General features: G+C 45.4%; 18 protein-coding genes. 14 read left to right on the top strand and 4 right to left on the bottom strand.

Annotation, left to right across the window (positions count from 1 at the left end; genetic code table 11):
• Positions 1–248 precede the first annotated feature (248 nt).
• Positions 249–953 carry a metal-dependent hydrolase gene (locus H3V12_RS02480; protein WP_198212567.1) on the bottom strand — a complete coding sequence of 235 codons (705 nt, stop codon included), beginning with the start codon at positions 951–953 and terminating at the stop codon, positions 249–251.
• A gap of 116 nt (positions 954–1,069) precedes the next feature.
• Between H3V12_RS02480 and ruvX the strand changes: the two genes are divergently transcribed.
• Positions 1,070–1,549 (top strand): Holliday junction resolvase RuvX, encoded by a 480-nt coding sequence (gene ruvX, locus H3V12_RS02475; protein WP_198212565.1) that lies wholly within the window; start codon positions 1,070–1,072, stop codon positions 1,547–1,549.
• A gap of 11 nt (positions 1,550–1,560) precedes the next feature.
• Here the strand turns inward: ruvX and H3V12_RS02470 are convergent, their stop codons facing one another.
• A complete protein-coding gene (locus H3V12_RS02470; protein WP_198212563.1) occupies positions 1,561–3,189 on the bottom strand; it encodes an acyl-CoA dehydrogenase family protein in 1,629 nt (542 codons plus the stop codon).
• Between the two features lie 132 nt (positions 3,190–3,321).
• On the opposite strand from H3V12_RS02470, the gene H3V12_RS02465 reads away from it, so the two are divergent.
• The 4 genes from H3V12_RS02465 to dprA are packed head-to-tail and all read left to right on the top strand — an operon-like array spanning position 3,322 to position 7,455.
• On the top strand, positions 3,322–4,284 hold the full coding sequence (locus H3V12_RS02465; protein ID WP_198212561.1) for an aspartate carbamoyltransferase catalytic subunit: 963 nt from the start codon (positions 3,322–3,324) through the stop codon (positions 4,282–4,284).
• Positions 4,281–5,576 carry a dihydroorotase gene (locus H3V12_RS02460; RefSeq protein ID WP_198212559.1) on the top strand — a complete coding sequence of 432 codons (1,296 nt, stop codon included), beginning with the start codon at positions 4,281–4,283 and terminating at the stop codon, positions 5,574–5,576. The genes H3V12_RS02465 and H3V12_RS02460 overlap by 4 nt, the downstream gene beginning before the upstream one ends.
• Before the next feature lie 35 nt (positions 5,577–5,611).
• Positions 5,612–6,253 carry a glycerol-3-phosphate 1-O-acyltransferase PlsY gene (gene plsY / locus H3V12_RS02455; protein WP_198212557.1) on the top strand — a complete coding sequence of 214 codons (642 nt, stop codon included), beginning with the start codon at positions 5,612–5,614 and terminating at the stop codon, positions 6,251–6,253.
• A 20-nt stretch (positions 6,254–6,273) separates the two neighbouring features.
• Positions 6,274–7,455 (top strand): DNA-processing protein DprA, encoded by a 1,182-nt coding sequence (gene dprA, locus H3V12_RS02450; protein WP_198212555.1) that lies wholly within the window; start codon positions 6,274–6,276, stop codon positions 7,453–7,455.
• Here the strand turns inward: dprA and H3V12_RS02445 are convergent.
• Positions 7,436–7,606 carry a hypothetical protein gene (locus H3V12_RS02445; protein WP_179057536.1) on the bottom strand — a complete coding sequence of 57 codons (171 nt, stop codon included), beginning with the start codon at positions 7,604–7,606 and terminating at the stop codon, positions 7,436–7,438. The genes dprA and H3V12_RS02445 overlap by 20 nt on opposite strands.
• A 246-nt stretch (positions 7,607–7,852) precedes the next feature.
• Here H3V12_RS02445 and topA point away from each other — a divergent pair, with 246 nt between their 5' ends.
• The 4 genes from topA (at position 7,853) to rpmG (ending at position 14,529) form a co-directional block, all read left to right on the top strand.
• A complete protein-coding gene (gene topA, locus H3V12_RS02440) occupies positions 7,853–10,495 on the top strand; it encodes a type I DNA topoisomerase (RefSeq protein WP_198212546.1) in 2,643 nt (880 codons plus the stop codon).
• 28 nt (positions 10,496–10,523) lie between these two features.
• A complete protein-coding gene (rnr, locus tag H3V12_RS02435) occupies positions 10,524–12,788 on the top strand; it encodes a ribonuclease R (protein WP_246787470.1) in 2,265 nt (754 codons plus the stop codon).
• 295 nt (positions 12,789–13,083) lie between these two features.
• Positions 13,084–14,256 carry an MFS transporter gene (locus tag H3V12_RS02430; protein WP_083639856.1) on the top strand — a complete coding sequence of 391 codons (1,173 nt, stop codon included), beginning with the start codon at positions 13,084–13,086 and terminating at the stop codon, positions 14,254–14,256.
• A 105-nt stretch (positions 14,257–14,361) separates the two neighbouring features.
• A complete protein-coding gene (rpmG, locus tag H3V12_RS02425) occupies positions 14,362–14,529 on the top strand; it encodes a 50S ribosomal protein L33 (RefSeq protein WP_075870557.1) in 168 nt (55 codons plus the stop codon).
• Between the two features lie 779 nt (positions 14,530–15,308).
• On the opposite strand, the gene H3V12_RS02420 is transcribed toward rpmG, so the two are convergent.
• Complete coding sequence (locus tag H3V12_RS02420) at positions 15,309–17,318, bottom strand: L,D-transpeptidase family protein (protein ID WP_198212542.1); 2,010 nt, start codon at positions 17,316–17,318, stop codon at positions 15,309–15,311.
• 528 nt (positions 17,319–17,846) lie between these two features.
• Between H3V12_RS02420 and H3V12_RS02415 the strand changes: the two genes are divergently transcribed.
• From H3V12_RS02415 to H3V12_RS02395, 5 genes are all read left to right on the top strand, one after another.
• Positions 17,847–18,461, top strand: a complete 615-nt coding sequence (locus H3V12_RS02415) for a molybdenum cofactor guanylyltransferase (protein ID WP_198212540.1) — start codon at positions 17,847–17,849, stop codon at positions 18,459–18,461.
• Entirely contained in the window at positions 18,445–18,972 is a 528-nt protein-coding gene (gene mobB / locus H3V12_RS02410; RefSeq protein ID WP_075917175.1) for a molybdopterin-guanine dinucleotide biosynthesis protein B, read from the top strand. The genes H3V12_RS02415 and mobB overlap by 17 nt, the downstream gene beginning before the upstream one ends.
• 1 nt (position 18,973) lies before the next feature.
• Positions 18,974–19,597: a glutathione S-transferase family protein gene (locus H3V12_RS02405; protein WP_075870554.1), complete on the top strand. Its 624-nt coding sequence runs from the start codon at positions 18,974–18,976 to the stop codon at positions 19,595–19,597.
• Between the two features lie 56 nt (positions 19,598–19,653).
• Entirely contained in the window at positions 19,654–20,190 is a 537-nt protein-coding gene (locus tag H3V12_RS02400; protein WP_198212538.1) for a thermonuclease family protein, read from the top strand.
• A gap of 604 nt (positions 20,191–20,794) precedes the next feature.
• A complete protein-coding gene (locus H3V12_RS02395) occupies positions 20,795–21,442 on the top strand; it encodes a uracil-DNA glycosylase family protein (RefSeq protein WP_198213746.1) in 648 nt (215 codons plus the stop codon).
• Positions 21,443–21,446 lie beyond the last annotated feature (4 nt).

Here is a 21,446-nt window from a genome sequence, read left to right as displayed (position 1 = left end):
TCAGTAAATGCACTGACAAAAAACTTTGTGGCACAATAGGTCCCTCATCTCCATCAAGTTGCTCAACAAAGTTTGGAATCGTACTCTGTCCATACGTTCCGCTTAATCGCCTTTCACCACTATGCGCGAAAGATGGGCAACACGTTTGACTGTTTTAATATCTATAGATATTAGGCAAATCCCGTATGAAAGGCATTTTCGCTGACGAAAAGTATAAAGGCCAAAGCCCCAAGAGCAAGAAAAAACGTTCAGAAATCGAGCGTTTCACCGACTTTTGGCAATGCAACTGTGGTTTTTGTTCCTTTCATACCCTTAACAAACCGTTCCGGCGTCTGATCAAGAACCGGAAAAGTGCCCCAGTGACAAGGTATCGCTGTTTTGAAATGGAAATAACGTTGACATGCGAGAGCTGCGACGGCACCCCCCATTGTGAAAAAATCGCCAACGGGCACAATGCCGATTTCCGGCTCGTGCAATTCGTCAATTAATTGCATATCGGAAAAAATATCTGTGTCACCCATATCATAGAGCGTCGGTGCATCATTAAAATGGAATACCAGCCCGTTAGGATTGCCAAGACATTGCGAGACACCGTTTTCAGTGAGCATGGCCGACGAATGAATGGCATTGACAAAAGTAATGCTATAGCCGTCATGAGCCTGCGTACCACCTGCATTACCGGGAATGACGTTTTTCACACCTTGCGACTGGAGCCAGGCAGCAAGATCGGCATTTGCTGTTACCGGTACATTTTTTTCCTTTGCAATAGCAATTGTATCTCCGACATGGTCACTATGACCATGAGTGAGGGCTATATGGGTTACACCTTCGACAGCCTTTTTGATATCAAGGTCTTTTGCAGCCGGATTACCGGTCAAAAAAGGATCTATAAGAATAACCGCTTTGCCAACTTCGACGCGAAAGGCTGCGTGCCCGAGCCATGTGATTTTCATACCACTACCCTTGTTTTTTATTGGAAGTTCCATCTTTTACCGTATATTGAACGCAAAATCCTAAAATGCCAAGTACCTGCTTGTTTGAGCGGAATATTTGATAAAGGCGAGCCTCAATGTCGGTTATAGATATTACTGAAATTCCTGATCTCGGTCTTAAGGACAAAAATATTATTGGCCTTGATTTGGGGACAAAAACGATAGGCATCGCTGTATCCGATCTCGGTTGGCGTTTTGCCACCCCCCGCCCTGTATTGAAACGCAAAAAATTCTCCGTCGACGCTCATGACCTCATGAAAATTTTTCTTGAAGAAAATATCGGCGTAGCAATTATTGGCCTTCCCAAAAATATGGATGGCACAAGCGGCCCACGCGTTCAGGCAACGCGTGCTTTTGTTCATAATATGAATGGTTTAACACAAATTCCTTTTGTATTCTGGGATGAGCGGCTGTCAACAGTGGCGGCAGAACGCGGCCTTCTCGAAATGGATGTTTCGCGTGCAAAACGTGCTGACAGAATTGATTCAGCAGCAGCCGCTTTTATTTTGCAAGGAGCACTCGACAGACTTCAAAGTTTAACTCGAACTGAAGAATAAAGGTCGAGCGCTTAAACAGCAGGATAAAGTGTATCCAATATATGTCCTGCGTGATGACGCGCACTCAACATTCCATAGGATGAGCGCCACTGTCCTCCAAGACGGCTTTCTATATAGGCAGCAGTGATATGATTCATATCGGCTTGTTGCAAAGCGGCTGCTGCACCGGCATAGGCCATCTGTTCGATAAAAAGTCTGCCGGCACCAATGTCATTTGCAGCCACTCGTGCAGCTGCATTGAGTATTTCGACAGTTTTCGGACCGGCTGGACCGATATCACGACCAATCTGGTCAAGTAGCCCCTGAAACAGACCGGGTGCCCTTTCTCCCAAACGGATCGTATCAATCACAATATCATTACCACCATTTCCCTTCATGCTACGCATCGGTGCATCAACAAGCATTCTGGCCATCCGACTGTCGAACATATATGCCTGCGCTCCCATTTGAGCAATAATTTCTCCCACAACCGGAACCACAAGCTCATTGATGTGGATGGCAACGATCGGTGTCATGATACGAGCAAATGCCGCTTCTCCGCGATTTGATGCGGCATTGTCGAACGCACGGGCAAGCCGCATAACAAGGCATTGTGAAGCAACCACGTCGAGAGCAAGATCGGCAAATATACGTTCTGTCAATGGTGGTAAAACTTGTCGCGGATTGAAGCGCCTGAAAAAATTGATGCCTGTTTGAAGTGCTGCACGAAGTACGCCTGCAGAAATAACTGCCTGATCAAAACGCGTCATCGTCTCGACATCTCTGACGACCCTATCGCCTTCGCCAATCTTGCCGATCAACCAACCGAGACTATTGTGAAATGAAACCTGTCCTTCGGGAGCCGAGCATTCACCAGCGCGGTGGACAAGAAAATCTACAGAGATATTTCCGTTCAATGCACCATTTTCAAGAAAGCGCGATACAAAGAAACAACATTTTTGCCCGCCGACCTCGGCTGTTACAAAATATCCGTCGGCCGTCGGATTTAATACTGATTGCTTGACAGCATCTATACGATAGAGATCACGCCCACTTGCCGAATCAAAGGAAATCCGCGTCGCAGCCGATACTTGCGCAGGATTTTGCAAATTATTTGTGATATCGTCGTTGGCAAAGGTAAGCGTTGCTGACCGTTTTGCTGTAATGGCACGCGCCGAATAATCATGTTGGCGGGATAATAACACATTTTTCCAACCGGAAAATAAATCCGATTCACCGATAAGTGCGGAAATTCCTGCACTTGTTGATGTAATCTCGTTAAGATGCCCTGTCTCGAGTCCTGCCATCAGAAAAAGTCTGATTGCCCGTGACTGATAACGCACGCCATTTTCGGCCGGTCCATTTTCCCATAGAGAAGAACATAACCCTGCCTGACGGGAGCGGCGCAGCAAAGCATGGTAAGCCGGATGGATTTCCAGTTGTTGTAGATTGTCCCCCCATTCATTCTCACGCCTGAGAATGGGTCTATGAATATTGGCGAGTCTTGCAAGGTCTTGCGCTTCCCTGCTTGCAACAAATGCACCTATTTCCTCGAAACCTGCTAAAAGCGGGGTTGGCAAAAGCGACGAAAAACGGAACAGAACCGCGTCATCCAAAAAAGCATTTTTTCGCATAATATTCTGATTGGGTAAGGTACTCACAATTTATTCCTGATTCCGTCAATTAATAATATTGCTATCTGGAAATTTAGTTTTTTATGCGGTTAAAACAGAGATTGCATAAAAAGCAAGCCTTGTTGTAGTGTCACTCAGTTTCTTTAGGAAATTTCTGCTATGACTCAAATAACTTCTTTCCCTATTTTTCCCCATCGCCACCTCCTCGGCATAAAAGGCCTCAGTGCTCAGGATCTTACTACACTCATTGATCGCGCCGACGCCAATGTCGCAGTATCACGCCAGATTGACAAGAAAAAAACATCGATGCGCGGTCGAACACAGATCAATCTTTTTTTTGAGAATTCTACACGTACGCAATCATCCTTTGAACTTGCAGGCAAACGACTTGGTGCCGACGTCATGAATATGGCTGTCAGCCATTCATCCGTAAAAAAAGGTGAAACACTTATCGACACCGCAATGACATTGAATGCCATGCATCCTGATATTCTGGTTGTGCGCCACAAATCGGGTGGTGCGGCGGCGCTACTAGCTCAAAAGGTAAGTTGCTGCGTTGTCAATGCCGGTGATGGTGCGCATGAACATCCAACCCAGGCTCTCCTTGATGCATTGACAATCCGTCGGGCCAAAGGACGGATCGAGGGTTTGACTATCGCTATATGCGGCGACATATTGCACTCGCGTGTCGCCCGCTCCAATATTTTAAGTCTTAATGCGCTCGGAGCACGGGTACGCGCCGTCGCACCCACGACGCTTTTACCCTATGACATCGGACATATGAGCGTTGAAGTTTTCACAACAATGCAGGAAGGCCTGAAAAACGCAGATGTTGTCATGATGCTAAGACTACAACGAGAACGCATGTCCGGAGCATTTATTCCCTCGGTTAGAGAATATTTCCGCTTTTTCGGTCTTGATAAACAAAAACTGGCACTTGCAAATAAGGATTGCATTGTCATGCATCCGGGGCCAATCAACCGCGGGGTCGAAATTGCATCGGATATTGCTGATGGTCAGCAAAGCGTTATTCATACACAAGTTGAAATGGGCGTTGCTGTCAGAATGGCTGTTATCGAGGCTCTCTTGGATCCACGCCGCAGCGAAGGAGATATCCAATGATAAAACCCTTGGTTTATAAAAACGCTCGCATCGTTGACCCTTCCTGTGACAAGGACGAATTGGGAACGCTCATCATCGTCGACGGCATCATTAAAGCTTGTGGCAAAGATGCACAAAATCAGGGCATTCCCGACGGTGCGGAGGTTATTGATGCACATGGCAAAGCAATTCTACCGGGGTTGGTCGACGCGCGCGTCTATGTCGGTGAGCCGGGTAACGAACATCGGGAAACCATTCGTTCGGCAAGTCATTCTGCTGCAGCGGGCGGCGTAACATCCTTTGTCATGATGCCGGATACCCATCCGGTCATAGATGACGTTGCACTGGTCGAATTCGTCAAGCAAACAGCGCGTGAAAATGCCTCGGTTCATGTCTATCCTTCAGCTGCAATTACCAAGCAACTTGAAGGGCAGGAAATGACCGAGTTCGGTCTATTGAAAGAGTCCGGTGCAATAGCCTTCACGGACGGACACAAAACAATCGAGAATTCATTGGTATTGAGACGTGCCATGACTTATGCCCATGACTTCGACGCCCTTATCATCCATGAAACGCAAGATAAATGGCTAACCGGCGACGGTGTCATGAACGAGGGGCTCCTTTCAAGCTGGCTTGGCCTTGCGGGTATTCCGAAAGAAGCGGAAGTCATCCCGCTTGAACGTGATTTGCGTCTGGCTGCTTTAACCCGTTGCCGTTATCACGCAGCAGAACTTTCAACGGGAATGTCGGCTGAAGCCATCCGTTATGCAAAACAGAATTTGACCAATGTTACAGCCGGCGTTTCAATCAATAATCTGACATTGAACGAAAATGACATTGGAGAATACAGGACATTTTTCCGGCTCTCGCCGCCGCTCAGGTCGGAAGATGACCGTCATGCGATGATTGAAGCCGTTCGTGATGGAACAATTGACATTGTCGTATCCAGCCATGATCCTCAAGGTGCCGATACCAAACGCTTACCCTTTGAAGATGCGGAAGCTGGCGCGGTAGGAATGGAAACATTGCTTGCAGCAGCACTCCGGCTTTACCATGATCATTCGCTATCGCTTGGCAAAATAGCGGCTTTACTTTCCACCAATCCTGCAAAGATTTTGGGGATTGATGCAGGAACTTTGCAAGTTGGAAAACCTGCGGATTTCATTTTGGTCGATCTTGATGAACCTTGGGTCTTAACTCTTGATATGCTTCATTCCAGATCCAAAAATACGCCATTCGAAAATGCCCGTTTTCAAGGACATGTCCTAAAAACCTATGTTGCCGGCAAACTGGTATATGAATACCGGAACTGAACGATCTAACGGCAAATCTTGAAAAGGATATTTTTATGGCCGATATAGGTTTATCTCCAAAGATGGTTTCGTGGCTGACACTGATAATTTGTTATCTCATCGGTTCGATCCCTTTCGGGCTGTTATTCACCCGCTTAGCCGGCCTCGGAGATGTGCGCAAAATTGGTTCCGGAAATATAGGCGCCACCAATGTCTTGCGAACGGGAAACAAAAAAATCGCTCTATTGACATTATTATGCGACATGTTCAAAGGGACATTGGCGGTTTATTTCGCCTCTCTATTATCGTCGTTCGATTATAACAATATCGTCATTGTCACTTTAGGCGGTTTTGCTGCCTTTATCGGTCATATCTACCCCGTCTGGCTCAAATTCAAAGGCGGCAAAGGCGTTGCCACCTACCTCGGTGTATGCCTCGGATTTTACCCACCGGCTGCATTGGTTTTTATATGCGTCTGGTTGCTCACCGCATTCATTACGCGTTATTCCTCGCTTTCGGCACTTTTCGCAGTTATCCTAGTGCCTGTTTTTATTCTACTTTTCATGGATAGCACAGCGCAAAATCTTTTTGCGCTCGTTCTTTCGGTGATGAGTATCATCGTTATCTTGAAACACCATGCGAATATCAGACGCTTGCTGAACGGAACTGAAAGCAAGATCGGCGCAAAGAAACAATAGAGGAAAGCTCTGTAACCGAGATGGAAAAACGTAAAGGGATTGTCCTTACCGATGCTCAGCGGCTGAGTTGGCTACAACTCATACGCAGCGAAAACGTCGGTGCTGTTACTTTCATTAACCTCATAGAGCATTTCGGTTCGGCTGCAGCGGCTCTTGATGCTCTGCCGGAGCTCAGCACGATGGGAGGCAAAGGTAAACCGATACGGATTGCCAGCAAACAGGATGCAGAACGCGAGCTCGAACTTGCGGGTAAAATTGGTGTACGTTTCATAGGAGTGGGCGAGCCTGATTATCCACCCTATTTGCGAGCTATAGAAACTCCCCCTCCTCTGCTTGCAGTCAAGGGTAACCCCAAATGTTTCTTTTCGCCTTCCGTAGGTGTTGTGGGCTCTCGTAACGCCTCGGCAACAGGCAAAAAATTGACTGCACTTTTTGCGAAAGAACTTGGTGAAACAGGATTTACTATCATTTCAGGACTGGCGCGTGGCGTCGACACAGCTGCCCATCGCGCAAGTCTTGATACTGGAACTGTTGCCGTTATGGCAGGTGGAATCGATCATATCTATCCGCCGGAAAATAGCGACCTTTATGAAGCCATATTGGATAAAGGTGGGGCAATTGTCAGCGAAATGCCGATTGGCACGCAACCACGCGCCCAAGATTTTCCGCGCCGCAATCGAATCATTGCGGGTTTATCTTTAGGAATTCTCGTGTGCGAGGCAGCAAACCGTTCTGGCTCTCTGATTACTGCAAGATTGGCGGCCGAGATAGGACGCATTATCTTTGCTATCCCCGGTTCGCCTTTGGATCCGCGTGCACAAGGAACAAATAATCTTATCAAGGAAGGCGCCCTGCTCGTAACCCGACCTGAAGATATCATAGAAACACTTGGCCCCTTGGCACCATCAACTGCACCTCGACTGCCGCTGTTTGATAACGACGAAAAAGACGAATCATTCAAGCAATTCTCCGAGCACAAGAATGAAGAAAAAAATCGCAATGTTGACGCAAGCGACTTCGACAGAAATGCAATAATGGATGCGCTTTCAACAACACCAATTGACATAGAAACGCTCTGTCTTGCGTCCGGTGTGCCGATAGACAAGATTTATCTTATACTCGTTGAACTTGATTTGGCCGGGAAACTCGTCCGTCACAGCGGCGGACTTGTATCATTGGTGATCAACGATTTTCCTTGTTGACCGTATCGTTTTTTAAGATGTGCTGCCCTTCTTTTGCGACCATTTCCAACAAATAAGCCAAAAATGGAGAATTGGCGTTATTCGCCATAATATTCATTTGACGGGACATATCGACAATATATCCGATGATTTCAACGCGCTCTAGAGACATGTAACCTTCTCCTTGTTACACAAGTTCCCCTCATGTATTGCTCCTGATTGACGGTAGAAATTTTCGAAAGTAGTCCTAAATAAATGTTAAATTAGTTAGTTAGCTTAGCTATAATAACGTGTATTTTTTAATTACGCAATCAATAGTTGCACATGTGTTTTTTTATTATTTAGCCTTGACCAATGGGAATAAGCCGGTCAATTGAGAGTACAGTAAAATCATTGGTTCAGGGAAGCGGATATCATTATGGATGTTGTCGTCGTCGAATCACCGGCAAAAGCTAAAACAATCAATAAATATCTAGGACCCAATTATAAAGTTCTCGCGTCCTTCGGGCATGTACGTGATCTTCCTGCAAAAGACGGCTCTGTTCTGCCGGATGAAGATTTTGCGATGAAATGGGACACGAGTTCAACCGGTGCAAAACGAATCGCAGAAATATCGAAGGCTTTAAAAGATGCCGATGGCCTCATTCTGGCAACTGACCCGGACCGTGAAGGGGAAGCTATTTCCTGGCACGTTCTTGATATTTTACAGCATAAAAAGCTTTTGAAAGGTAAACCTGTCAAACGCGTTGTCTTTAATGCGATTACAAAACACGCCGTTCTTGATGCTATGGCTCACCCGCGTGATATCGACATTCCCCTTGTTGACGCCTATATGGCGCGTCGTGCACTTGATTACCTTGTCGGCTTCACCTTATCGCCTGTCCTTTGGCGCAAACTTCCCGGAGCCCGTTCGGCCGGTCGTGTGCAATCAGTTGCGTTGCGCCTCATTTGCGATCGGGAATCGGAAATCGAGCGTTTCAAGCGTGAAGACTATTGGTCAATAGAAGCCAAGCTTGCAACAAAAGCAAACGAGAGCTTCCTGGCTAATCTGACGAATTTTAACCGAAAAAAGCTCGCCAAGCTCGACATTAAAACAGAAGATCAGGCAAAAAATATCCGCAACATGTTGGATGGAGCAAGTTACCGGATCACAAGTGTCGAATCAAAACCGACAAAACGCAATCCGGTACCACCATTCACAACGTCAACATTACAACAAGCGGCTTCATCAAAACTCGGATTTTCGGCCTCGCGCACCATGCAAGTGGCACAGAAACTCTATGAAGGTATAGACATTGGCGGCGAAACAACCGGCCTCATCACTTATATGCGTACTGATGGCGTACAGATCGCCCCCGAAGCCATTGAAGCGGCAAGAAATGCCATTCATGATACATTCGGTGCAAATTATGTGCCCGAGAAACCCCGTTTCTATTCGACTAAAGCAAAAAACGCGCAGGAGGCGCACGAGGCTATACGTCCAACCGATTTCAAACGTAAACCGGACGACATTAAAAAATTTCTCGATAGCGACCAGTTCAAACTTTACGAGCTTGTATGGAAAAGGGCGATCGCCAGTCAGATGAAGTCTGCCGATATCGAGCGCACCACTGTCGAGATTGAAGCAATAAACGGTTCCGACCATGCAAATTTGAGAGCTGTCGGGTCGGTAGTAACATTTGACGGATTTATTGCTGCCTATTTTGATCAGAAAGATGACGACTCTGCCGATAGCGAAGACTCGATGCGGCTGCCGAAGATGGAAGCGGATGAAGAGCTCAAAAAAGTGTCGATTGACGCTCTCAAACATACGACCGAACCTCCTGCCCGTTATTCCGAAGCAACCCTGATCAAAAAACTGGAAGAACTTGGAATCGGTCGCCCGTCGACTTATGCCTCGACCCTTGCCACTTTACGTGATCGCGATTACGTCACGATAGACAAGCGCCGGCTTATTCCCGAGGCGAAAGGGCGCATTGTTACAGCATTCCTTGAAAACTTCTTCAATCGGTATGTCGAATACGATTTTACTGCCGATCTTGAAGAAAAGCTTGATCTCATCTCCGACGGCAAGTTGTCCTGGAAGCAGGTATTGCGCGAATTCTGGGACGCGTTCAATGCTTCGGTTTCCGATATTAAAGAATTACGCGTGAGCAATGTGCTTGATGTGTTAAATGACGCGCTTGCACCACTCGCATTTCCCCCACGCGAAGACGGCAGTGATCCCCGCTCCTGTCCGCTCTGCCATGAGGGGCGTCTATCTCTTAAACTCGGCCGTTATGGTGCCTTTGTCGGTTGCTCCAATTATCCCGATTGCAAATATACCAGACAATTGGGAAGTGAAGACGCCAAGGATGGCAACACAACCGAGCAGGATGGCCCTACAATACTAGGCAAAAACCCTGATAATGGCGAAGACGTAACACTCAAAATCGGTCGTTTCGGCCCCTATGTCGAGTGTAAACATGGCGAGGAGCTGAAACGCGCCGGCCTTCCGAAAAGCTGGTCGCCAAGCGAAATGAATTTGGAAAAAGCACTTGCTCTTTTATCTCTACCGCGTGAAGTGGGAATACATCCTGAAACCGGGAAGCCGATTATGGCTTCTATCGGCAGATATGGCCCTTATGTGTCTCATGATGGTCAATATGCCAATCTTGAAACGCCGGAAGAGGTTTTCGATATCGGCATCAACAGGGCGGTAACTGTTTTAGCTGAAAAACAGGCACGTGGAGGCGCACGGAGGGGATCTACGCCCAAAGCTATTGCCACCCTTGGACAACATCCCGATGGTGGCGATGTGACAGTCCGCGACGGCCGTTATGGACCTTATGTCAACTGGGGCAAGATCAATGCAACGTTACCAAAAGGCAAAGACCCGGCATCGGTAACTTTGGAAGAGGCCTTGGAACTCATTTCACAAAAAGCAGCTTCTCCCAAAAAAGGCCGTAAAGCCACAGTAAAAAAATCTGCAACAAAAAATGCGGCAACCAAGAAAAGCGTCACCAAAAAGACGGTAAAAAAGGCGGCAACCAAGAAGGCAACCTCCAAGAAAGCAGAATAACCCGTGAAACGGGATGGAAAATAGAGCTATGAAACAACATCCCGTAAGCAGGAACAAACTTTCACACTTGCCCACAAAGGATGATATTCTTTCTTTCATCAAAGAAAATCCCAATTTGTCCGGGAAGCGGGAGATTGCCAAGGCTTTCAACCTCAAAGGGGATGCGCGAATTTGGCTTAAAGGCCTCTTGCGTGAACTGAAGGCCGAAGGTGCCGTCTCTAAACAACGCAAAAAAATTGTTCCGAAACACATGCTTCCACCTGTCGCGGTTCTCGACGTTAAAGGGCGCGATCATGATGGCGGCTTTATCGCTGAGCCTTCCGAATGGGATGGTGAGGATGCGCCGCTTGTCGCTCTTCATCCCGCACGACACACAAAAGGACCGGCCATTGGCGTCGGCGACAGAATCCTTGCCAAAATTTTCCGCAATAAAAGAGAGGAGGGACCTTCTTATACCGGCCGCGCTATTAAGAAAATTGATAAGCGTGATTTTACCACTATGGGCGTTCTTCGTGATCTAGGCCAAGGTAAATGGCGTCTTGAGCCGATCGACCGAAAAGCACCCGAAGTTGCCGTTGATCTCCCCCCGGATAGCAAGGCAAAAGCCGGAGACCTCGTCGAAGTAGAGATCGGTCGTGACAAACGTTACGGCTTGAAACGCGGCGTCGTCAAAAATATTCTGGGCAGTGTCGATAGCGAAAAAGCGCTATCGATGATTGCGATCATTTCTCACGATATTCCGCATATTTTTCCTGACCGCGTCCTCGAAGAAGCGGAAGAAGCTAAACCTGCTACAATGGAAAATCGGGAGGATTGGCGCGACCTCCCGCTCGTAACCATTGATCCCGAAGATGCAAAGGATCATGACGATGCCGTTTGTGCAAATATGGATGATAGCGAAGACAATAAAGGCGGGGTTGTCGTGACGGTTGCTATTGCAGATGTCGGTTATTATGTCCGCCCCGACAGTGCAATGGATAAGGAAGCCTTAAAACGCGGTAATTCGGTCTATTTTCCCGATAGGGTTGTACCGATGTTGCCAGAACGAATTTCGAATAACTTTTGTTCTCTGCGCGAAGGCGAAGATAGGCCTGCTATGGCCGTTCGCATGGTTTTTGATAGTCACGGGAAAAAACAAAGTCACAGTTTTCACCGTATATTGATGCGCTCGTGTGCCAAACTTTCTTACGAACAAACGCAAAGGGCTATTGACGGCAAGCCTGACGAAAAAACTTTGCCAATACTTGAAAACGTATTGAAGCCCCTTTGGGCAGCTTATGATTTGCTGAAAAAAGCGCGTGACGAACGGCAACCGTTGGAACTTGATCTGCCTGAAAGGAAAATTATTCTTGATGAAAGCGGACGCATTAAAGACGTGGTCATCCCGCCACGCCTTGATGCCCATAAACTTATTGAAGAATTTATGATTCAGGCCAATGTATCGGCAGCTGAAACCCTCAAATCCAAACATCAACCTTTGATCTACCGTATACATGACCAGCCGTCGCTCGCAAAACAAGAAGGCTTGAGAGAGTTTTTGGCGTCCCTTGGTCTTTCACTTTCCCGCGGCGCGGAGCTTACGCCGGAACGCTTTAATAGAATTCTTGAGCGGGTGAAAGATACCGATCAACAAGAGCTGGTTAATCAGGTGGTGTTGCGTACCCAATCACAAGCAGAATATGCGCCCGAGAATATCGGTCATTTTGGCCTCAACTTACGTAACTACGCCCATTTCACTTCGCCTATTCGCCGTTATGCGGATTTAATCGTTCATCGTGCCCTGATCAAATCACTGAAGCTCGGCAATGACGGTTTAACGAACGAAGAAGAAAAAAATCTTGATGAAATTGCAGTAGCTATTTCTCTTACAGAGCGCCGCGCAATGGCTGCCGAACGAGAAACAATCGACCGGTTGGTTGCGCATTTTCTCGCAGATAAAATTGGCACTGAATTTACCGGTCGCATTGCCGGTGTCACAAAATCGGGCTTATTCATTTCACTTGACCGATTGGGAGCCGACGGTTTTACGCCTATTTCAACTCTGGCAACCGATTACTATGTATTTGACGAGGCGCGTCACGCTTTGATAGGCGAGAAAAGCCATAAAGGTTACCAGCTGGGAGATAGTGTCAGTGTACGTCTCGTCGAAGCACAGCCAATTGCCGGGGCGATGCGGTTTGAAATGCTAAGCGCGCCACGGCCATTACCATTGTCACCGGTTTCTCATCATAAAAGCAAGACGGGCGCGCGCCGCTTCAATCGATCATCACGAAAAGCCCGCCGTTCTATTTGATCGACTTCGTGATCGAATAACCTTTGGTCTATTTTCAATAATTATTAAAAGCCCGATTTTTATGATTTGCTGATAATGTTGAAAGTCAATTGTATCTGCCCCGACGGGTAAAATTTGAAACCGGATTGTGCCGTTTGACTTGAAGTGTAGGAGTGGATAAATCTGTAAGCATTCTAAATTTTAAAACTTATCCAGCATAAATGGCATTTAACGCACTTGCCAAAATCCAATAAAGTTACTTCAAGCAGAAAACTCCTCTGCAAAGCCTATATGAGTGATGACAGAATAGTCCATGATGCAATCCGATTCATCCTCTCAGAATGCAAAGCCCTGGCGCGCGATTTCAGCTGCAACAGCAACAATCGGCGCTGTTGGAATAGCTTTGGGATTGGGAACGCAGCTTATTTCAATCCTGATGGCCGCACGAGGTTTTTCCAGCAGTGTCATCGGCTATAGTGGTACAGTAGGTGGTATTGCCACAATAATCGCGGCGGTCTTTAGCGCCCGCATTGCAAAAAAACTCGGCGTTGCACGTTCAATTCTGACAATGATGGCCGTCGGATGTGCAAGTTTTTTAGGCTTCTATTATTTCCAATCGATTGTCATCTGGTTTATTTTGCGCTTCACCCTGCATTTTGCAATCACCGTGATGTTCGTTCTATCCGAATTCTGGATAAATAGTTCCGCGCCCCCTGCAAAACGCGCCACGATTCTTGCTATCTATGCAATTACACTGGGTCTCGGTTTTACTATCGGCCCTACCCTTCTAGCCCATGTTGGTAGTCAGGGATTCACGCCATTCGGTACCGCCTGCTTTTTGATTGCAATTGCTGCAATACCGATCATCGTTGCCTGGAACTTGAGCCCGCAATTCAAAGATAGCGATCATGTCGCATTTTTCAGATATATTTTTGCTGTCCCGAGTTCCACAATGGCAGTTCTCGTATACGGCGCCATACAGATGGGTGCCTTAACACTTATCACACCATTCAGTCTCAATCTCGGTTATAGCGAAGGCGAAGCGGCAAAATTCATGTCCGTTCTAGCATTGGGAAATGTGCTGCTGCTTATTCCCATTGGCATTATTAGCGATTTTGTGACCGACCGTCGTTATCCGTTAACGGGATGCGCAATCATCGGCTTGATTGGCACCTTGTTGATTCCCTGGATTGCCAATGTAAAATGGATGTTGACACTCGACCTATTTATTCTCGGCGGCGTCTCTGCCGGACTTTATACGATCGGTCTTGCTCAACTAGGCTCAAGGCTGAAAGGTTTCGAACTTGCAGCCGCCAATTCGGCGTTTATTTTCTGCTACGGCATCGGGATGCTGATAGGACCAACAGCCATCGGTAAAGCCATGGATATTTTTCCGCCCTTTGGCTTTTCAGACACAATGGCTACATTTTTCGGACTTTATATTATTTTAGTGGTCTCAAGAGTGGTGTTAAAGCTAATCCGCTCTTGACTTTTTGTATAACATCCTTAGTGTCGCGGCAAAATCCACTTGCATCGGAATATCGCGTCCGGTTTGAAGGTGGTGAATTTATATTCAGGAACAGGATCCTTAATTATGGCTAAAGCAGCATCCATTAAAATCAAGCTTTTGTCGACTGCAGATACCGGCTTTTTCTACGTTACAAAGAAAAATAGCCGTACAATGACAGAAAAGATGACAAAACGTAAATATGACCCGATTGCCAAAAAGCATGTCGAGTTCAAAGAAACCAAAATTAAATAATTGTTTTTTTACTACAAAAAAAGCCGCTTCTTTTTAACGAAGCGGCTTTTTTATTTGTTTTTTCGTAATGGTTGACAGTGAGCTTGGCTCAGTCGTCCCTATCCGGATAGTCATTTACATTCACACATTAACGTGTTGCTTGGCGCATCTCCGATATCAAGAAGAGTCTCGTCGGGTAAAGTGTTTCTGACAGTTATAAAAAGCCACTCAGGCGATATGATTTTTACCGTAAGATATGATTGCAGATGGCAACCCGATATTGCTAGCAAGAGATAATTTCGACTGTGAAGAGCGACTATCTCTTTACTAACAACTTTATACGTTTATTCAAAAGCATCCTCCAAACCCGCTTAATATGCCGGATGGAATAAGCGCAAGAAAGCGCCATTTACAAAAGTTGGAGAAAACAGCCTCGCTTTTGAGGAAAGAGGCCTAGCAATTTTATTCCGGAATAAATCTTACCATACACTAGGTCAAACACACTTTGTTCCAAATTCATCATGGCATTTTTTGAGTTGCGCTATAAAGATGTTTTTCAAGGACGGGAAAAAACATGAAAGCAATTGCGAAAGTGGTCGTTTAAAACAATATCCACATGCTTAAATCTGAACCGACAACAATCCCGGCGATTTAAAGGATATGTAACTTACGCTTAAACTTGTCAGTTGAACGAGCTATGTTTGGCCGCGTCCAGTCGGGGCTATTCCTTTTTAGCTGTATTGAAAGTGGCTGTCGAAATAGTCGGCACACTATTTACAAAAGTCGGAATTTTATGGTGTCTAAATGTCCGATTTTCGGACTGACTCTGTTTTTGTAACGGCACCCGCCATCAACTCGTCACGGCCGTAAATATCATCATAATAATTAATCTTGCCACTTTTCAGATCTGGCCAGGCAGTAAAATAGGTGAGGTAAACCGGAACAGGTTCACTTAATGACAAGCTCCGCTCGCCTTTTGCAAAATAGGGCTTTAAATCATCAACATTTTTGCCGAGTACTGCTGCTGCCATTTCCCGCGGATATTCAAGACGCACACATCCGTGGCTTAGAGCACGCATGTCGCGGGAAAAAGCTGTCTTATTGGGCGTATCGTGAAGATAGATATCATGCTTGTTTGGAAAAAGTATTTTGAGTTCGCCAAGAGCATTGTTCTTCCCCGGTGTCTGGCGAATACTGATTCCACGTCCTTTGTTAGCTACTTGTTGCCAATTGACTGATGATGCTGAAACCACTCTGCCCGAACTATCATAAAGTTCATAATTGTTGCGTTGCAGATAACCTGAGTCCTGCATGATACGCGGGAGCATTTCATTGACAACTATCGAATGGGGTACGCCCCAAGACGGATTGAATGTAACCAGTCTTATTTTATCATAGAAAAAATAGGTTTGCCTTTGAGGGCTACCAACCACAACCTTCATATCAAGTTTGACTGCGTTGTTTTCGACATATTGCCCTCTGTACGCTGCCTGATTGATGAACACATAACGGGAACCGAAGTCGTGCGGAAGCCAGCGCAATCGTTCCATCGAATCAACAATTTTCTGTCTTTTTATTTCAACAGTATTGTTTGCCAAGGTTGCAACCGTTGCGGGCCCGATAACACCATCCGCCGTTTTGCCAACGAATTTTTGATAGTCTCTGACACACTCTACCAATTGGTCATTATAGCTGGTTTCTTGCAGAAACCTTTCCAACTTCATTTTATGATCGGAGAGATAACCGGACGGTGCCCGTTTCAGAAGCAGACTCGTAAAGAGCGGCAAGTCCTCGTTCGTTTCACCGGGTTTAATGACCGTCTTGAGTGATATTTTCACATTGTCTGCATGGTCGCTCTTCGGCATTTGCGCCAGAGCATGTTTCAATGCTTTGTATGAATCGGATTGTGGCAGGTAAGCCTCTAAATCGGCGACAGGATTTTCACTTGTTGCCAATCTGCCCAATTCTCTTTCGAAATCGATCTGGCGACGTGGTAAATCATGAAACGGCGAGAGACGATCGGCGATAATACGACCATTCGATGCGTCCTGAATGTAACGAAGGACGCGGCTTGTCAGAGCGACATCAAAATTGGTGAATGCAAGATTGCGTTCTTCGCCCACAAGATTTTCATCTGGTAGCTTTACAAAATAATCCTGTGGCTCCAACCCGTCCTCGTCGACTCTAGCCAAAAAGCGCATCACGTCTCTGGCTTTGTCAGTAACTTCGCCCGCTACAGACCACATGAGATCGGGCTTATTCACGTAATGTCTGGTCACTGAATCGGCAAGCGAGTCTTCTATTTTCACATCAATATGAGAAAAATCCGATTTTAAAGATTGGTCTATATCGGTATTTTGCCCTGAATTAACGCCTTCCAGAATAACGTTATAAGGCTCTGACAACGGCAATCGGGCTGGACCTGCCGATTTCATCGTCGAATTTGTTTCAATAAAATCAATATTCGAGAACTCTACCGGAACAAGGCGTTCAGGCCTATAGTTAAAAGTTTTCGGGCTTGCGACAGTTACACGGTTAGTCAAATCGATATTATTTTTTTTCGCAGGTGCACCTTGGGGTGTACCGGGCACAGTGTTTTGGGATTTGTTAACTGCTTTACCTTGCGTGTCGGACTGATGACCCGACTCGGGTTGCATTTCAAGTACGGGCGCAGGTTTCTGTTTTTTGCTGAAGAGCTCCATCAAATTATTGATCGCAGCAGCCTGCTCCACGCCATAATATGGGGAGGCATAAAGGACCGAACTGGCAAAAAACATAAAAATGAGGCGCGAAATGCGTTTTTGAAACATGGTCTGGGGTATCCGAGAAATTACAAAAATCTTTTAAAAGATTTTCGTAACCAAGCTCTTAAACGAACGGCGACAATTAAAAAAAATTCTATGCCGATTTGTGGCACTCCTACCGAGATTTTAATCGCCTGAAGCAGCACAATTCTTATAAAGATCAATTGTCACAAATCGGTGCAAAACTAATTTTGATCCATGTTAAATACGCCTTTATTGAATTTTCCGTGATTTTCTCGTGAAACGTCAATCGAAAAAGCTCATTCGGTTCGTTCCGGATACCCCGCTGATATTGTTCGCTTTTACCTGTTTTTAAAAAATTGACTTCGCTGATAATATTGGAAGTCAATGACAGTTACGCGGTATTTTTATCGACTTTACCCCATTCATCTTCTAGAATTGGTATCCGAAAAAGATAGCGGTGCGATTGGATGTTATTTTTAGAAAATGACACATTCGATAAAAACCTGATTATCGGATTTTACGTTCTGGTGTTGATCAACGTTGTTAGGATGAGATTTCCGAGTTGAATCTATGAAAATTTTAGGATTGATATTGGCAGGGGGACATTCGTCTCGCATGGGGCGGGATAAAGCGGGGCTTGAATTTGACGGAAAAAGCCTCATTCAAAACCAGATCGAGACTTTCAAAAACCACGGTTTTCCGATTGCCATCAGCTCAAACACTTATAGTCTCGACGTGTTTGAACCTATTCCGGTTCTCGAAGACCCTGCAGAAATCCGATATGGTGGCCCGCTTGCAGGCGTTTATGCGGGGCTTAATTATGCTTTTGCAAATAACTACGATTTCGTTCTGACAATGCCCGTGGATTGTCCGATTATACCGGAAGAGTTTTTTGCGAGAATCACGTCGGATATTGACAAAAACACCACTTTGAGGATGGCCTCTACACCTTCGGGTCTCCAACCGACATTTGCACTTTGGCCAACGAACCTCAGATCCGATCTTTTCGAATTCTTGAAAGGGTCAGAAAATAAAAGTATCCGGTCATTCGCTTTTGCTCATAATGTGTCTATAGTGCGGTTTGACAATATCTATTCTGAAGGTGCATTCTTCAACGTCAACACGCCGGAAGATTATCAATATTTACAGGATAAATTCGGGATAAAAAATGAAACCAAAGCTTAAAGTATTTGGCGTAACCGGCTGGAAAAATAATGGAAAAACGACAATGGTTGTACGCCTTGTCGAAGAGTTGACCTCACGCGGTTACAAAATCTCAACGGTCAAACATGCACATCATGATTTCGATATTGACCATGAAAATACCGATTCATGGCGTCATCGCAAATCCGGAGCTCAGGAAGTTGCTGTTGTGTCTTCAAGGCGCTTTGCACTCATTCATGAAAACAAAGCGGAAGAAGAAACTCCGCTCTCAAGAATTCTCGAGCTTTTATCCCCCTGTGATCTTGTGATTGTCGAGGGATACAAGCGGGATAGCCACGACAAGTTGGAAGTTCGTCGTACCGGTGGAAAAGTTGGCGAACCCCTTAACAAATCAGATCCTCATATTGTCGCTATTGCATCGGATAAGCCGGTGGAAGAAAAGCATTTGCCGTATTTCAACATTGATGATGTACAAGCAATTGCAGATTTCATTGTTGACCATATGAAACTCGAACACAAACAAGAGGCATAGAATGCTCGTACTGTGGGGACGCCCTACGTCCAGCAATGTAAAAAAAGTTCTTTGGACACTCGAAGAAATCGGGCTCGACTATCAGTTCATAAAAGCTGGTGGCCCGTATGGCGGATTGGATACACCCGAATTTTTAGCACTCAATCCGAATGGCTTGGTTCCCACTATTAAGGACGACGACTTGGTTCTTTGGGAATCCAACACAATCGTACGTTACCTCGCTGCCCGTTATGGCAAAGGGGTGTTGTGGATTGAAGATTGCGGCAAACGAGCCGCAGCTGAAAAATGGATGGATTGGACAATGGCAACGTTGTTTAACCCGTTTGTCGATCTTCTTATGAATGTCGTGCGTCTTGCACCGGAAAAACGCGATCAACAAAAAGTAACTGATAGCGTTGAAAAGTTTGAAAAAGGGCTATCCATTATGGATGGCGAATTAAAGAAACAGCCTTTTCTTTCCGGTGAAAATCTGGGCATTGGCGATATTATTCCGGGTGTTTTTGTATATTATTATTATGCAATGGAATTACCACGCAAAAACAAATTCAGCAATGTCGAGGCTTGGTACCAAAAATTGCAGGCGCGGCCGGGCTATAAAAAACATGTCATGGTACCGATCAGTTAAAGTCCTGTTTTGAAAAGTTCTCTTCCCGTTTTTTCAAAACATGAACAACAAAATCCATGATGCGTCGAAATATCAATTTAGTGGATATTGTCACGGCATTGGCGGTTGTTGCCATTGCCGCCTATCTTTATTTTTCTGATACGAAGAAATCTGTCGTTCAAGACGAACCTTCCTATCAACCTGAAAAAGTCGAAATCATCCGCGGGAAAACACAACTCTCAGATGGTGATTCCCTCCATCTTGCTGGACAAAAAGTCCGCCTTTTAGGGATTGATGCTCCGGAACTTCACCAATTTTGTGACAAAGACGGTGCCTCCTACCCTTGTGGTGAAATGGCCAAACAACATCTTGCAGCATTGATCGGTGGAAATGAAATCAGTTGCACGTCAACAAAAAGAGATAAATTCGATCGTCTATTGGCTAAATGTCGCGCCGGAGACCATGACTTGAACCGCGAAATGGTGAAAGATGGCTGGGCGGTCAGTTATTACGATTATAAGCAGGAAGAAGCGGATGCACGTAAACAAAAACTGGGCATATGGGCTGGTTCGTTCGAATGGCCTCACACTTGGCGACGCGCCCATCCTCGTTGATTCTTTCGAGCCTGAACCAAGTGGTATTTCAAAGAAATCAAAACATATCGATACAGTTATCGCTGTATCGGATTGAAGCATTTTTTAATAGAACATGCCTTTTATAACCATCGGAACGTCTTCAAATAGCAATTCAATCTATTGTTTTTATTCTCTCACAACTTGCGGCCGAGTTAGCGCCACGCCCGCAGAGAACCGGTGATTGACTGACATTGTACATAATCATCTTTGTTAACGTGACTGGCTTTGCAAGTTTTGAACAGAGATGTTTATCGACTCGTTTTAAGACTTATACTTATCCTACCCAAATACCGTTGTTATTTTCAAAGAAATTTAATGACATAGTGAATTAACTAAATTTATTATTATAAATATTTTTATTATACAAACTATATATAATTACATTTTTATTTGATATCATTTGATGATGATTTAATTTATTAAATTATGTGATCAAGAATTTCTTACGTTTTCATTCCGATATTCTTTTTTAATTCAGCTGGCTGACATTATATTTGACAATTTTCATATCCGATGGTCGTTTTTTCGTGAACGCGTGAGTGTAATCATTGAAGGAATATCCTCATTGGCTCATATTGCAATTATGACAAAGGAACTTCAAACAAACTCTCAAGAAATCACGCGTTTGGAAAAACAGATTTCGGCCTGTCGCATTTGCTACGATAAACCGCTGTTCTTACCACGACTTCCACAGGAACCTCGACCTGTGGCCTATCTTTCGTCCACGGCTCGCATTGTCATTGCTGGACAAGCTCCGGGTATGCGCGTTCATAAAACCGGCATACCTTTTAATGATCCTTCAGGAGACCGCTTGCGAGAATGGCTCGGCGTGGACCGCGACAGCTTTTACGATAAAAATAAATTTGCCATCATACCAATGGGATTCTGTTTTCCCGGTTACAGCAAATCGAAAAGCGACCTTCCACCGAGAAAAGAATGTAAATTGACCTGGCACGAGCGTGTGTTCAAATTAATGCCGCAAGTAGAACTGGTTATCGCAATAGGTGGCTATGCCCAGAAATATCACATTTCCAATCTTGAAGAAAAATCGGTTACCGATACCGTTAAAAACTGGAAAAATATTCTCTCAATAACGCAGCCAAGAGGATATCACGTTCTTCCTATCCCCCACCCGTCATGGAGAAATACTCATTGGGTTAAATGTAATCCTTGGTTTGAACGTGAATTACTACCCACGCTTAAAAGACTGGTGGATACCTACATTCGATAAATTG

The organism is Bartonella sp. W8167 (assembly GCF_016100335.1).
In the GTDB taxonomy this organism is placed as follows: domain Bacteria; phylum Pseudomonadota; class Alphaproteobacteria; order Rhizobiales; family Rhizobiaceae; genus Bartonella; species Bartonella apis.
This window is presented reverse-complemented; position numbering and strand designations above follow the sequence as displayed.